Genomic DNA, 14,273 nt, shown 5'->3' on the forward strand with positions numbered 1-14,273 from the left:
CAAGGAAAGTTTATGACGACGTTTAACCCGATTGATCATCCACATCGCCGCTACAATCCGCTGACCGATCAGTGGATTTTAGTGAGCCCGCACCGGGCCAAGCGCCCGTGGCAGGGCCAGCAGGAAGCCGTTTCGCAGGAGGTTCTGCCTTCGCACGATCCGGACTGTTTCCTCTGCCCCGGCAATACCCGCGTCACCGGCGATGTGAACCCGAAATACACCGGCACTTTCGTGTTCACCAACGATTACGCGGCGCTGATGCCGGACACGCCGTTTGCGCCGGAAAACGATGACCCGCTGATGCGGGTTCAGAGCGCACGCGGCACCAGCCGGGTTATCTGTTTCTCGCCGGATCACAGCAAAACGCTGCCGCAGCTTTCCGTAGAAGCCCTGACGGAAATCGTCAGAACCTGGCAGGAACAGAGCGCGGATCTGGGTAAAACCTATCCGTGGGTGCAGGTTTTTGAGAATAAGGGCGCGGCGATGGGATGTTCTAATCCGCATCCTCATGGCCAGATTTGGGCGAACAGTTTCCTGCCTAATGAAGCCGAGCGCGAAGACCGTCTGCAACGCACTTATCTTGCAGAACAAGGTTCACCCATGCTGGTGGATTACGTACAGCGCGAGCTGGCAGATGGCAGCCGAACGGTGGTCGAAACCGAACACTGGCTGGCCGTGGTGCCTTACTGGGCGGCGTGGCCGTTCGAAACGCTGCTGCTGCCAAAAGTCCACGTCAAGCGCATTACTGACCTGACGGATGCCCAGCGCAGTGATTTAGCGCTGGCGCTGAAAAAACTGACCAGCCGCTATGACAATCTGTTCCAGTGCTCTTTCCCGTATTCCATGGGCTGGCACGGCGCGCCGTTTACCGAAGGCGACCACGAACACTGGCAGTTACATGCCCATTTCTATCCGCCGTTGCTGCGTTCGGCCACGGTGCGTAAATTTATGGTCGGCTACGAAATGCTGGCTGAGACCCAACGCGACCTGACGGCGGAACAAGCTGCCGAACGTCTGCGGGCGGTGAGTGATATCCACTATCGTGAAGCCGGAGAACAATAATGAACCTGAAAACCAAAACCCTGGAAATCTTTGCCGACAAATTCGGTTACCCTGCCACGATCACCATCAAAGCGCCGGGCCGCGTTAACCTGATTGGCGAACATACCGATTACAACGACGGTTTCGTTTTACCCTGTGCCATCGATTATGAAACGGTGATCGCCTGTGCACAGCGCAATGACCGCGTGATCCGCGTGATCGCCGCCGATTACGACAACGACGAAGATACGTTCTCTCTCGACGAACCGATTGCACACAGCGACGCGCATCCGTGGGCCAACTACGTACGTGGCGTGGTGAAACATCTGATGCTGCGTAACAAAGATTTCTCCGGCGCAGACATGGTGATCAGCGGCAACGTGCCTCAGGGCGCAGGGCTGAGTTCTTCTGCATCTCTGGAAGTCGCCGTCGGCCAGGCGCTGAAATCCCTTTATGATTTGCCGCTGGACGGCGTTGCGCTGGCGCTGAACGGTCAGGAAGCCGAGAACCAGTTCGTCGGTTGCAACTGCGGGATTATGGATCAGCTGATTTCAGCCCTCGGCAAAGAAAATCACTCACTTCTGATCGACTGCCGTTCCCTGGAAACCCGCGCGGTGTCTATGCCGGAAAACGCGGCCGTGGTGATCATCAACTCCAACGTGAAACGCGGTCTGGTTGACAGTGAATACAACGCACGTCGCGAGCAGTGCGAAGTGGCCGCGCGCTTCTTCGGCGTGAAAGCCCTGCGCGACGTAGACCCTGCCCTGTTCTTCTCCATTCAGGATGAACTGGATCCGGTGGTTGCCCGCCGTGCGCGCCACGTGATCACCGAAAACGACCGCACTCTGGCGGCGGCTGACGCACTGGCCAGCGGCGACCTGAAACGCATGGGCGAACTGATGGCGGAATCTCACGCGTCCATGCGCGATGATTTTGAAATCACCGTGCCGCAAATCGACAAACTGGTCGAAATCGTCAAAGAAGTGATTGGCGATAAAGGCGGCGTGCGCATGACCGGCGGTGGCTTCGGCGGCTGCATCGTGGCACTCGTTCCGACAGAGATGGTGGACAAAGTCCGTCACGCCGTTGAGCAGCAATATCATGCCCACAGCGGCCTGAAAGAAACCTTCTACGTTTGCACCGCTTCCCAGGGGGCTGGCATATGTTAAAACCTGAAAACACACAGCTGGCGCCCGATGGTCAGCCGTTTGAACAGGTAACGCTACAGAATGCGGCGGGCGCAACCGCCACATTCATGGACTGGGGCGCGACCTGGTTATCCTTCACGCTGCCGCTGGCTGACGGCTCAAGCCGCGAACTGCTGCTCGGCTGCCAGTCACCGCACGATTATATGAATCAGAGTGCGTATCTGGGTGCGACCGTCGGGCGCTACGCCAACCGCATCGCCTGCTCGCAGTTTGAAGTGGAGGGCAAGCCGCATCGGGTCGTCGCCAATCAGGGCGTACACCAGCTACACGGCGGCCCGGAAGGTTTTCATGCGCGTCGCTGGAAAATTCTTGAGCAAACCGCGCAGAAGCTGACGTTCGAGCTGTTTTCTGCCGACGGCGATCAGGGTTATCCGGGCAATATGACGGCGAAAGTGCATTATCAACTGACCGACGATAATCGTCTGGAAATCCGCTACGAAGCGACGGTGGATAAGCTGTGCCCGGTCAACCTGACCAATCACGCCTATTTCAATCTCGACGGCGAAGGCACCGATGCGCGCCAGCATAAGTTGCAACTGTTTGCTGACCGCTTCCTGCCGGTCGACAGCGACGGGATCCCGTGCGCCGATCCGACGCCGGTGGAAAATACCGGTATGAACTTCAATGCGCCAAAAACGCTGGCGAAGGATTTCCTCGGCGATCGCGATCAGCAGCGCGTGAAAGGCTACGACCACGCGTATTTGCTGAACCGCACCTGCAATGCCGGCACAAATCCGGCTGCGCATCTGTGGTCAGCCGATGGCAAAGTGAAAATGACGATGTTCACGTCGGCACCGGCGGTGCAGCTGTATAGCGGCAACTTCCTCGGTGGCACGCCAAACCGCAGCGGCGGCGAATATGCCAGCTACAGCGGCGTTGCGCTGGAAAGTGAATTCCTGCCGGACAGCCCGAACCACGCGACCTGGCCGCAGCCAAGCTGCTGGATAAAACCGGGCCAGACGTACAAATCCACCACAACGTATCAGTTCTTCGCGCTGTAATCGTTTCAGGGCAGGGACATCCGAACCTGCCCTTCACGCTTTTCCCTTCAGCAAATTTGTGACTCATCACGCAACTGTAACAGCACTTTTTGAGCTAAAGCCGCCTCCCGCATCTACGCTTAGAGAGTGTCCTGCGAAAAGGACGTTCAAAAAGGAGTTCGTTATGCGTTTACCCGTTGTGTTATCCCTGCTGGCGACCTTGTGTGCGGCGGGTTCTGCACTGGCCGCTGATCCGGTAAAAGTTCCTTCTGCGGCCCAAACCGCGCAACGTCAAAAGATGACCGACTGTAATCAGCAGGCCACCACACAATCGCTGAAAGGCGATGAGCGCAAAAAATTCATGAGTAACTGCCTGAAAGCCGAGGCCAAAACAGACGATAAAATGAATCCTCAGCAGAAAAAGATGAAAGACTGTAATGCTGATGCTGCGAAACAAGAACTCAAAGGTGATGCCCGTAAGACCTTCATGAGCACCTGCCTGAAGAAAGCCAGCTAAAAACGCCGTTCTTTTGCACAAAACGCGCGGTTCGGGCGACCGTCTGCGCGTTTTGTTTTACATCCCCGCAGCAAATTCGTTATGTTTACTCTCAAAGGGTATTACACGACGGCATTCAGCCTACATAGCGATTGCTGTCAGTGATACCAAGCCCCTATAATGATAATTGTTATCATTGAAAATTCAGTTAACTGAGGAGTTTAGCTATGGCTGTAACCAAACTGGTGCTGGTACGACACGGTGAAAGTGAGTGGAACAAAGAAAACCGTTTTACCGGCTGGCATGATGTTGAACTGTCCGATAAGGGCCGTACTGAAGCAAAAGCTGCGGGTCAGCTGCTGAAAGACGAAGGCTTCCACTTTGACTTCGCTTACACCTCTGTGCTGAAACGAGCCATCCACACGTTGTGGAGCGTTCTGGACGAACTGGATCAGCCCTGGCTGCCGGTTGAAAAATCCTGGAAACTGAACGAACGCCACTACGGTGCGTTGCAGGGTCTGGACAAAGCTGAAACCGCCAAGAAATACGGCGACGAGCAAGTTAAACAATGGCGTCGTGGTTTTGCTGTGACACCACCGGAACTGGATCGCGCTGATGAGCGTTTCCCAGGCCATGATCCGCGTTACGCAAAACTGTCCCAGGAAGAGCTGCCAACCACAGAAAGCCTGGCACTGACCATCGAACGCGTTATTCCTTACTGGACTGAAGTGATCAAACCTCGCATCGAAAGCGGCGAGCGCGTGATCATTGCAGCTCACGGTAACTCCCTGCGTGCACTGGTTAAATACCTGGACAACCTGGGCGAAGACGAAATTCTGGAACTGAACATCCCGACAGGTGTTCCGCTGGTTTACGAATTCGACGAAAACTTCAAACCGATCAAACATTACTATCTGGGCAATGCCGACGAAATCGCAGCGAAAGCCGCGGCCGTGGCAAACCAGGGTAAAGCGAAGTAATAAGCCGTTTCTGAATAAAGTCAGAAATTGCGGAAAGGCATGCGAAAGCATGCCTTTTTTGTTTGTGTAAAACTCGCCCCGGCTCAGCACTTATTCAATTTTACAGAATCCGATTGAGCCAATCGTAAAAATAAATAATATTAAAAATACTTATGATTAATTACGACCATAAATAATGTGATGAAATGTTTCTAACATAAATACAGCGTTTATTTATAATAATACGATGAAATACCTAAAGATAAAAATTACGCATCCGATACTACAGAAAGGGAATATAAAACCCTAAAAAAGAGATTCGTCATTTAACTGATCTAAACCTTTTTAAAATCGTTATTTGACGACGTTAGACCATGTTCCACCTGGGGTTACAGATCATGAATTTTCTGCGAAATATTAAAATAAGAACGGCTCTCGTACTCATTCTCATTATTTTTTCACTGCTATGGGCAGGTGCCTCAGGCTTTGCGTTGTACTCCCTCAAGGAGTTAAAACTCGAGTTGGGCGTCACCAATATTCAGCAAAATAATGGCGATATTATCAATGGCGCTAACGCACAGTACTACCGTGCTGTCACCTCTCTGGAGCGTGCTGTCAGTGGTTTAGAAAAAAATAATAGCGACGTTTATGATCTCGAAATAAAAGCCACGGCCACAGAGCTTGAAAGCCTGCAAAAAGGTTTGGCGCAATTTAAAGCTATTGATCACGGAAATCTGGACACAGCGACAATAGATGATATTTATAACAGTTCATTTAATCTTTATACTAACGCGGTGTTACCCCTGTTTGAATCCGCCAAAGCTAAGAAGATAAGTGACTTCGAAAGACTTAAAAATGATAATTATCTTCCTCTTAGACGAAATTTCAGCTCAGCTATAGATAAGTACAATGAAAAAATAATTTCTCTGAATGCTGAAGCCAATGAAAGAATCACGCTTTGGGTTAAGTGGTGTCAGTATATTCTCATCAGTGCGTTGCTGATCAGTGTTTTGATTATGTTAGCAAGCGATCGTTATCTGGTTAACTTCCTTGTTAAACCTCTGAATATAATGAAAGCCCACCTGGAATCTCTGGCAACCGGAATCCTCGACCACAAAATGGTTGATCAGGGGAAAAACTGTATCGGCCAGTTAGTGCCTTACATCGATAAGATGCAGGGTAACTGGGCGCAGACCGTGCGTGATATCCGTAACAGTGCAGATTCGATTTATAAAGGGTCCAGCGAAATCTCTGCCGGCAATACAGACCTGTCTTCGCGTACCGAAGAACAAGCTTCAGCACTGGAAGAGACCGCAGCCAGTATGGAAGAGCTCGGTTCAACTGTCAGACAGAATGCGGATAACGCCGGGCAGGCGAGTTCGCTGGCAAGTCACGCAACACATGAAGCGCACACGGGCGGCGATATTGTCAGCGGGGTGATCACCACGATGACCAAAATCACCGGCAGCTCGCATAAAATTGTCGATATTATTGGCGTAATCAATAGCATCGCTTTCCAAACCAATATTCTCGCCCTGAATGCGGCGGTTGAAGCAGCACGGGCCGGAGAGCAGGGCCGCGGTTTTGCCGTTGTCGCAAGTGAAGTCCGCAATCTGGCACAGCGCAGTGCGCAGGCAGCGAAAGAGATTGGCGTGCTGATCAATGAATCGGTTGAAAATATTAAATCCGGCTCAGAACAGGTGACCCGAGCGGGTGAGGCAATGGAGAAAATTGTCAGCTCAGTCAGTCATGTCAGTGAAATCATGAGTGAGATAGCGGCAGCCTCGACCGAACAGAGTAAAGGTATCAGCCAGATTGGTACGGCAGTGGTGCAAATGGACAGCGTCACACAACAAAATGCCGCGTTAGTACAGGAGTCGGCAGCGGCAGCGGCCTCTCTTGAAGAACAGGCACGGCAACTGACTGAGATCGTCTCCACCTTCAAAATTGGCGGTACAGAAACACGCGCTGACATCCTGCCACTTAAAAGGCCGGATTTACGTGCCAAAACCAGTACATTAGCTACTGCTCAAGGCGGCTGGACTAAGTTTTAAGCTGTCAAGGCTCCTCAGAGTGACTGAGGAGCCTTGAGTTGATGACAAAGCATAGACAGATGAGCGCAGCTTATAAGAATATGACTCTGCACAACGTCCCTGAGGAGAAATTGATGTCGGTCAGACGAGCCAAACCGCACGAAGCAGAACAGCTCTGGGAAATCAGGAATCTGGCTATCCGTTACGGATGCAAAAATACCTACGCACAAGCCATCCTGACAGCATGGACTCCGGACAAAATGCCCGCAGGATTCCCAAATGCGATTACCCATAATCCTTTTTTTGTTGCCGACGCACCGGAAGGTTTTCCGGTCGCGACCGGATTTCTTGATGTTGAGAACAGAAGTGTTGAAGCCATTTTCACGCGTCCCGGATTCGAAGGGCAAGGACTCGCCACGCAGATTATCAATGCGATTAAAGCAGAAGCAAAGTTGCTGGGGTTTTCTGAACTGACGCTTTCATCCACGCCTAATGCCTTTGAATTCTACAAAAGAAATGGATTCAGCCTGGTGAAGGAAAGTATTTATCGCTCGGCGTTGGCGAATGCCGACCTGCGTTGCATGGATATGCGCTGCGAGTTGTGAACCGCGTTCTTGCAGACACAAAAAACCCCGCATAAACGGGGCTCAGTTCAGGTTCTTTGCGACGGATTAGCCGCGACGTGCTTTCACCGCGTTGGCAAGGTTACGCAGCAGCACTTCGGTGTCTTCCCAGCCGATGCAGGCATCGGTCACGCTCTGGCCGTAGACCAGCGGCTCACCGCTGTCGAGGTTCTGATTGCCTTCCACAAGATGGCTTTCAACCATCACACCCATAATCGCCTGTTCGCCACCGGCAACCTGACCGCAAACATCTTCACAGACTTCCATCTGTTTTTTGAATTGTTTGCTGCTGTTGGCGTGGCTGAAGTCGATCATAATACGGGCTGGCAGACCGCCTTTTTTCAGGCCGTCTTTCACTTCCAGTACGTCCTGCGCGCTGTAGTTTGGTTTTTTGCCGCCGCGCAGAATGATATGGCAGTCGTTGTTCCCGCTGGTGTTGACGATAGCGGAATGACCCCACTTGGTTACAGACAGGAAGCAGTGCGGCGCTCCCGCTGCGTTAATGGCGTCGATCGCCACTTTGATGGTGCCATCGGTACCGTTTTTGAAACCGACCGGGCAGGACAACCCGGAGGAAAGCTCACGGTGTACCTGAGATTCTGTTGTACGTGCGCCAATCGCGCCCCAGCTCATCAAATCCGCCAGATATTGTGGCGTGATCATGTCCAGGAATTCACCCGCCGCTGGCAGGCCGGTGTCATTAATATCCAGTAACAATTTGCGGGCAATGCGCAAACCATCATTAATCTGGTAGCTGTTGTTCATGTGCGGGTCGTTGATAAGCCCTTTCCAGCCCACCGTTGTACGCGGTTTTTCGAAGTAAACGCGCATGACCACTTCCAGTTCGCCCTGAAATTCTTCACGCATTTTCAGCAGACGTGCTGCGTACTCTTTTGCGGCTTTAGGGTCGTTGATTGAACAAGGGCCGATGACAACCAGAAGACGATCGTCGTTGCCTTTCAGGATCTTATGAATGGCATTGCGTGCATGGGACACCGTCTTTGCCGCTTTGTCAGTGGCGGGAAACTTTTCCAGCAGCGCTACAGGTGGCAAAAGTTCCTTAATTTCTTTGATGCGTAAATCGTCGTTTTGATAATTCATAACTCTTCCATTCGGGTGTTCATAAGAGACAAAGCGAAACGCTGACCGCGTTCAATCTAGCCGTATTGATAGCCGGTGTAAACCTACTTTGACACTTGCGAATAGTCTCATTTTGATTCAGGACATGAATTCATTCGCTAATCTTCCTAATCATCAGATTCATTCCGACCAGCACGAAAAAACAAATCACAACCAGAAGATGGAGATGAGGTTATGAAGAGACTTGCAATAGTGTTACTGACCGCCACAATGGCTCTGGCTTCCGGTGCCGTATTAGCCGAAGACGCTAATTCTGGTTCGAATAACGGTGCAGCGAATCAGGCTAATGCGCCAGGCTCAATCCAGAAAATTGCACCGAACGGTGTCGATAACAGCAAAATCAACAATACCGACAAGCCGGTTAATGAAGTCCATAAAAAGGCACATAAAACAAAGCACAAGATGAGCGAATCCCAGATTCATAAAAAAACCATGTGTAAAGATGGTCGCTGCCCGGATCAGGTGCCGGGAACCAATCAGTCCAAAGCCACAGGAAACTGATTCCACCGCAGTCAATGGCTGACAAAGGGGAACTTCGGTTCCTCTTTTTCTTATCAGCCCCTTTCTTGCATCACATGATGATTACGTTATTGTAATGATCTATCTTCATCTCTTTTGTGAATACTGATATGTCTTCCTCTTTACTACCTCAGGATAAGAACAGCCGCAGGCTGTTGCTTGCGTTTCTGGTCACCGTGATTTTCATGGTGGCAGAAGTCATTGGTGGCCTGATCTCCGGCTCGCTGGCGCTGCTTGCCGACGCCGGACACATGCTGACCGACGCCGCCGCGTTGCTGGTTGCGCTGCTGGCCGTGCGTTTTGCGAAGCGCAAACCTAATTCCCGGCATACGTTTGGTTATTTGCGGCTGACCACCATGGCGGCGTTTGTGAATGCCGCAGCGTTGCTGGTGATTGTCGTGCTGATTGTCTGGGAAGCTATCGCCCGTTTGTTCAGCCCTCAGCCCGTGATGGGCACGACCATGCTGGTGATTGCGATTGCCGGGCTTTTTGCCAATATTCTGGCGTTCTGGTTGCTGCATCAGGGCGAAGAGAAAGCCAATATCAATGTGCGTGCCGCCGCACTGCATGTTCTGGGCGATTTGCTGGGTTCCATCGGTGCCGTGGCAGCGGCACTGATCATCATGTACACCGGCTGGACACCCATCGACCCGATTCTGTCTGTGCTGGTTTCGTGCTTAGTGCTCAGTAATGCGTGGCGGCTGATGCGCGAGAGTTTTCACGAGCTGCTTGAAGGGACGCCTCAGGAAATTGATATCGATAAGCTGCGCAAAGACCTGTCGATGAGCATTCCGGAAGTGCGCAACGTTCATCACGTCCATGTCTGGCAGATTGGCGAACAGCGCCTGATGACACTGCATGTGCAGGTTGTTCCACCGCATGATCATGATGCCCTTCTCGACCGCATTCAGCACCATCTGCTCGATAAATGCCGTATCGGCCACGCCACTATTCAGATGGAATACGGACACTGTGAAACGCCTGACTGTGAGCTCAACGAAGATCAGAAGATAAGTGACGGGCACGATCATCACGGACACAGCCACGCGCATCATCATTGATCCCGTGGTTGTGTACCTGAAAGCAAAACGCCTCCAGAAAAGGGAGGCGTTTTTTATGGCAAATGGATCAAATTTTCTGCAACGGCTGCGAACCGTTTTGCCGGGCACTTTTGATCCACAGCCATGAACCGTTGAGCGCAATCAGGGTCAGCAGGACATATTCCAGCGCCATGGCGTAAACGCCCTGATAGGCAAAGATGGCCACGCTGATGACATCAATTACCACCCACACCAGCCAGTTTTCGACGTATTTTCGCGTCATCAGCAGCATCGCGACAATCGACAGTACCATCATAGATGAATCCCAGAACGGGAACGCATCGGGCTGAAGCTCTGGCATATTGACGTTCAGCCCCAGCGCCTGCATGACATTGACTGCAACGAGCGTGAGCGCAGCGAATACGCGGTCAATGTTGAAAGTCATCAGTGTGATCCCAGCCACACAGATAACGCCCCATAGCAGCGCTTTGCTGCGCGGCAACCAGCGGATCTGCAATTCGGCCTGCTGATCTGCCGTCTGGCGGCTCCAGGCATACCAGCCGTAAATATTAGCGCCGAAGAAAAACACCTGTAACAGCAAGCTGGCATAAAGCTGGATCTGGAAGAAGATAATCGCAAAAAGCGTCACGTTGATCAGGCCAAACGGATAGTTGATCAGCTTTTCTTTGCTGGCGTACCAGATGCAAAGTAAACCAAATATCGTCCCGACGGCTTCGATCCACGAAAGATCATACCCTCCTTTCCCAAGAGGAATATGAACCAGAATATTGCTGGTACTGAAGAAATCCATCATCACGTCCTTCCCTTAATTATTCTGAAAATACCTTCGGCCTAAAGCGCTTTGGTCAGCGCCCGTAATTTCAGCTGAGCTGCGAAATCCAGCATACGGTTCAGCGGAATCAGTGATTTAACGCGCAGCGCTTCATCCACTTCAATAGCATGTTCTGCCCCGCCATGCTCCAGCCCTTCTGCGATAGCTTTCAGGCCGTTCATTGCCATCCACGGGCAATGTGCGCAGGTACGGCAGCTTGCACCTTCGCCTGCGGTTGGCGCTTCAAACAATTCTTTATCCGGGCACGCTTGCTGCATTTTGTAAAAAATGCCCCGGTCGGTGGCCACAATAAGCTGTTTATGCGGCAAGGTTTTCGCGGCCTGAATCAGCTGACTGGTGGAACCTACCGCATCTGCCAAATCCACGATCGCCTGAGGCGACTCCGGATGCACCAGTATGGCAGCATCAGGGTATAAACCTTTCATCCGGGTCAGCGCCTGGGTTTTAAACTCGTCATGGACGATACAGGCGCCCTGCCAGCAGAGTACATCCGCCCCCGTCTGCTTACGCACGTAATTTCCGAGATGACGATCCGGCGCCCAGATGATTTTTTCACCCAAACTATCAAGGTGTTCGATCAGTTCTACCGCAATGCTTGAAGTGACAACCCAGTCGGCCCGCGCTTTTACCGCCGCCGAGGTATTAGCGTAGACCACAACGGTACGGTCGGGGTGACTGTCGCAGAAATCTGAGAATGCCTGCTCCGGGCAACCTAAGTCCAGAGAACACTCCGCATTGAGTGTCGGCATTAGCACGGTTTTTTCAGGGCTGAGAATTTTGGCGGTTTCCCCCATGAACCGGACACCGGCCACCAGCAGTGTTGACGCAGGATGCTGACTGCCGAAACGGGCCATCTCCAGAGAATCTGCAACAATACCGCCGGTTTCTTCTGCCAGCGCCTGAATTTCAGGATCAGTGTAATAATGCGCGACCATAACGGCGTCGCGTTCTTTCAGCAGTTTCTTAATCTTCTCTTTATAGAAGGTCTTTTCATCTGCATTCAGAACTGCGGGTTTAGGCGGGAAAGGATATACCGTCGCATTCAGATCCAATGTTTCGCTCATACTCTTCATCTCATTCAGTCAGGCACTGCGCCTGAAGGCCGAAAGCCACAGCAGGTCAAACGTATAAAACCCACTGGTTTTGTATGCTAAACAAAATACCGTAAATACTTCGTAAAGTCGTCCAGATTTTGTTCTTAAGGCTTTAAATGTTTACTGGACTTAAAAGAGAGGCGTTTTGGGATTATGCGGATAAAGGCAGATAAAGATAATGTGAGAAATACAGAGGTCTGAATGCGAAAAAAGCGCCTAAAGGCGCTTTTTTCTGAATTTGATGATTTAGATGGTGGGCCGTGCTGGATTCGAACCAGCGACCAATTGATTAAAAGTCAACTGCTCTACCAACTGAGCTAACGGCCCATCTAAATGCTTTGCACTACTTTCTTCACGGCTTACAGAAACTGATTCAGGACGTTCCACTGTAAAAGTGGTGGGCCGTGCTGGATTCGAACCAGCGACCAATTGATTAAAAGTCAACTGCTCTACCAACTGAGCTAACGGCCCTTCCTGAATACTTCTGACTGCCTGTGTGTCTTGCAGTTGGTGTGCAAGCCACGACAGTGTGTTTAGATTTGGTGGGCCGTGCTGGATTGATTCGGTCTTCGACCTCACCCTGCGGGCAACGCTTGCGCGTTGTCGTCTCGCTTCGCTCGGCTCGAACCAAGGTTCTCATCCATCACTGCTTCACTACATAGTCCACTATAAAAGTGGTGGGCCGTGCTGGATTCGAACCAGCGACCAATTGATTAAAAGTCAACTGCTCTACCAACTGAGCTAACGGCCCTTCTAAACCTACTGCAAATTGCCTAAATCTCTAACAGCGTTAGCCGTTTGGAGTTGTCTGGGCAACGGCGGCATATATTACTTATTTAACTTTTCAGTGCAACTTTAATTTTCACAAAGATGCTTAACTGCTGGACTTTCACACACTCAAGCCCAGAAAATGCACGAAATGTACATTTTCCGGCCCTGAATCAAGAACTAGTTCGCAGATAAACGTTTTTGAGCTTGTTTTGCCGCGTCAGTATTTGGGTACTGTTTTATGACCTGCGCGTAGACGGCTTTAGCTTTATCAGCCTGCCCTTTCTCCTGCATGATCACCCCAACCTTGAACATCGCGTCAGAACTTTTTGGGGACTTCGGATAGTTTTTGACAACAACTGCAAAATAATACGCAGCGTCGTCTTTTTTACCCTTGTTGTAATACAACTGACCTAACCAATAGTTGGCATTAGGCTGGTATGTAGAATCCGGGTATTTTTTAATGAAACTCTGAAAGGCAGCGATCGCCTCATCATATTGTTTCTTTTCCAGCGCCAGAGAAACAGCAGCGTTGTAATCGCTGTTCACATCGCCTGTGCTTGCTGGCGCTTGTGCAGCACCTGCGTCAGGCGTTGCGGCCGCCGCATTACCAGACGCGTTGCCTGTGGCTGCTGTAGCGCCCGTACTGGCGGCTCCGGCGGCACCCTGACTCAGGCTATCCATCTGGTTAAAAATCTGCTTCTGGCGATCAGCAAGCTGACTCAACTGATACTGGTTCTCCTGGATTTGACCACGAAGCGTATCCATATCACGTTGGGAATCAGAAAGTTGTTGCTGGAGTTGAGTTAATAGCTGGCTGTGAGCGTTAGAAATACGCTCCAGAGAGGTGACCCGATCTTCTATCGAGCCTGAGCCGACATTACTGATTGGCGCTTGGGCAGTAGCGGCCCATGGGACCGCTACGCCAACCAGTAACGACAGACTCAACAGGTGAGTTCTGAAGTTACTGCTCATACTATTCTCTTAGTAAACCAGTACGGCACGACGGTTTTTAGCGTAAGCCGCTTCGTCATGACCCAGTACAGCTGGTTTTTCTTTACCGTAAGAAACGATAGAGATCTGGTCGGCAGAAACGCCTTTACCTTGCAGGTACATTTTAACGGCAGTAGCACGACGTTCGCCCAGGGCGATGTTGTACTCTGGAGTACCACGTTCGTCAGCATGACCTTCAACAGTCACTTTGTAAGACGGGTTGCTACGCAGGAATGCTGCGTGCGCGTCTAACATCTGAGCGAATTCTGAAGAAACATCGTATTTGTCCAGGCCAAAATAAACGATGTTGTTTTTCTGCAGTTCTTGCATCTGCAGACGAGCTTGCTCTTCAGAAGACATGTTGCCGCTTTCTGCGCCAGTGCCAGAGTTCAGACCCATACCTGATTGGCCATTATCCGCGTTTTTGTGAGAACTACACGCAGCGACTGCCAGAACAGGCAATGCCAGCATCAGCCCTTTCAGCACTTTATTCAGTTGCATCTATTCGATCCTTTTATAATTTTTT

The 14,273-nt window shown here is 51.2% G+C and carries 14 protein-coding genes, 3 tRNA genes and 1 other RNA gene; 9 read left to right on the forward strand and 9 right to left on the reverse strand.

Translation table 11 applies throughout. The features are described 5' to 3' along the window. The first annotated feature begins 12 nt into the window (after positions 1-12). From galT to BV494_RS10755, 7 genes are all read left to right on the forward strand, one after another. Positions 13-1,062, forward strand: coding sequence for a galactose-1-phosphate uridylyltransferase (gene galT / locus BV494_RS10725; protein ID WP_104922873.1), 1,050 nt, complete (start codon positions 13-15; stop codon positions 1,060-1,062). Next, positions 1,062-2,210: a galactokinase gene (galK, locus tag BV494_RS10730; protein ID WP_104922874.1), complete on the forward strand. Its 1,149-nt coding sequence runs from the start codon at positions 1,062-1,064 to the stop codon at positions 2,208-2,210. Before galT ends, galK begins: the two co-directional genes overlap by 1 nt. Beyond that, complete coding sequence (gene galM, locus BV494_RS10735; RefSeq protein WP_104922875.1) at positions 2,204-3,250, forward strand: galactose-1-epimerase; 1,047 nt, start codon at positions 2,204-2,206, stop codon at positions 3,248-3,250. Before galK ends, galM begins: the two co-directional genes overlap by 7 nt. A 163-nt stretch (positions 3,251-3,413) precedes the next feature. Further along, positions 3,414-3,746, forward strand: coding sequence for a PsiF family protein (locus tag BV494_RS10740; protein WP_104922876.1), 333 nt, complete (start codon positions 3,414-3,416; stop codon positions 3,744-3,746). A 206-nt stretch (positions 3,747-3,952) separates the two neighbouring features. Then, positions 3,953-4,705, forward strand: coding sequence for a 2,3-diphosphoglycerate-dependent phosphoglycerate mutase (gene gpmA / locus BV494_RS10745; RefSeq protein WP_104922877.1), 753 nt, complete (start codon positions 3,953-3,955; stop codon positions 4,703-4,705). 377 nt (positions 4,706-5,082) lie between these two features. Continuing rightward, positions 5,083-6,738: a methyl-accepting chemotaxis protein gene (locus tag BV494_RS10750; protein WP_104924770.1), complete on the forward strand. Its 1,656-nt coding sequence runs from the start codon at positions 5,083-5,085 to the stop codon at positions 6,736-6,738. Between the two features lie 113 nt (positions 6,739-6,851). Further along, the gene (locus BV494_RS10755) at positions 6,852-7,322 is read left to right on the forward strand and encodes a GNAT family N-acetyltransferase (protein WP_104922878.1); all 471 of its coding nucleotides are present in this window, start codon (positions 6,852-6,854) and stop codon (positions 7,320-7,322) included. A 66-nt stretch (positions 7,323-7,388) separates the two neighbouring features. Here the strand turns inward: BV494_RS10755 and aroG are convergent, their stop codons facing one another. Beyond that, the gene (aroG, locus tag BV494_RS10760) at positions 7,389-8,441 is read right to left on the reverse strand and encodes a 3-deoxy-7-phosphoheptulonate synthase AroG (RefSeq protein WP_104922879.1); all 1,053 of its coding nucleotides are present in this window, start codon (positions 8,439-8,441) and stop codon (positions 7,389-7,391) included. Between the two features lie 213 nt (positions 8,442-8,654). Between aroG and BV494_RS10765 the strand changes: the two genes are divergently transcribed. Both BV494_RS10765 and zitB read left to right on the forward strand, forming a co-directional pair. Beyond that, positions 8,655-8,981 (forward strand): protein YbgS, encoded by a 327-nt coding sequence (locus BV494_RS10765; RefSeq protein WP_104922880.1) that lies wholly within the window; start codon positions 8,655-8,657, stop codon positions 8,979-8,981. Between the two features lie 128 nt (positions 8,982-9,109). After that, a complete protein-coding gene (gene zitB / locus BV494_RS10770) occupies positions 9,110-10,060 on the forward strand; it encodes a CDF family zinc transporter ZitB (protein WP_104922881.1) in 951 nt (316 codons plus the stop codon). Between the two features lie 67 nt (positions 10,061-10,127). Here zitB and pnuC read toward each other — a convergent pair whose 3' ends face one another. The 8 genes from pnuC to pal all read right to left on the reverse strand — a co-directional run bounded on the left by pnuC (position 10,128) and on the right by pal (position 14,248). Next, positions 10,128-10,850, reverse strand: a complete 723-nt coding sequence (gene pnuC / locus BV494_RS10775; protein ID WP_104924771.1) for a nicotinamide riboside transporter PnuC — start codon at positions 10,848-10,850, stop codon at positions 10,128-10,130. 41 nt (positions 10,851-10,891) lie between these two features. After that, complete coding sequence (gene nadA / locus BV494_RS10780; protein ID WP_104922882.1) at positions 10,892-11,956, reverse strand: quinolinate synthase NadA; 1,065 nt, start codon at positions 11,954-11,956, stop codon at positions 10,892-10,894. Positions 11,957-12,237: 281 nt separating this feature from the next. After that, positions 12,238-12,313 (reverse strand) — tRNA-Lys (locus BV494_RS10785). 68 nt (positions 12,314-12,381) lie between these two features. Continuing rightward, a tRNA-Lys gene (locus BV494_RS10790) sits at positions 12,382-12,457 on the reverse strand. Between the two features lie 69 nt (positions 12,458-12,526). Then, positions 12,527-12,647, reverse strand: a non-coding RNA gene (locus BV494_RS10795) — RtT sRNA. Positions 12,648-12,661: 14 nt separating this feature from the next. Continuing rightward, positions 12,662-12,737 (reverse strand) — tRNA-Lys (locus BV494_RS10800). Between the two features lie 197 nt (positions 12,738-12,934). After that, the gene (gene cpoB, locus BV494_RS10805) at positions 12,935-13,729 is read right to left on the reverse strand and encodes a cell division protein CpoB (RefSeq protein ID WP_104922883.1); all 795 of its coding nucleotides are present in this window, start codon (positions 13,727-13,729) and stop codon (positions 12,935-12,937) included. A gap of 9 nt (positions 13,730-13,738) precedes the next feature. Then, the gene (gene pal / locus BV494_RS10810) at positions 13,739-14,248 is read right to left on the reverse strand and encodes a peptidoglycan-associated lipoprotein Pal (RefSeq protein WP_104922884.1); all 510 of its coding nucleotides are present in this window, start codon (positions 14,246-14,248) and stop codon (positions 13,739-13,741) included. Between the last annotated feature and the right edge of the window lie 25 nt (positions 14,249-14,273).

It is taken from the genome of Rahnella sikkimica, assembly GCF_002951615.1.
In the GTDB taxonomy this organism is placed as follows: Bacteria; Pseudomonadota; Gammaproteobacteria; order Enterobacterales; family Enterobacteriaceae; genus Rahnella; species Rahnella sikkimica.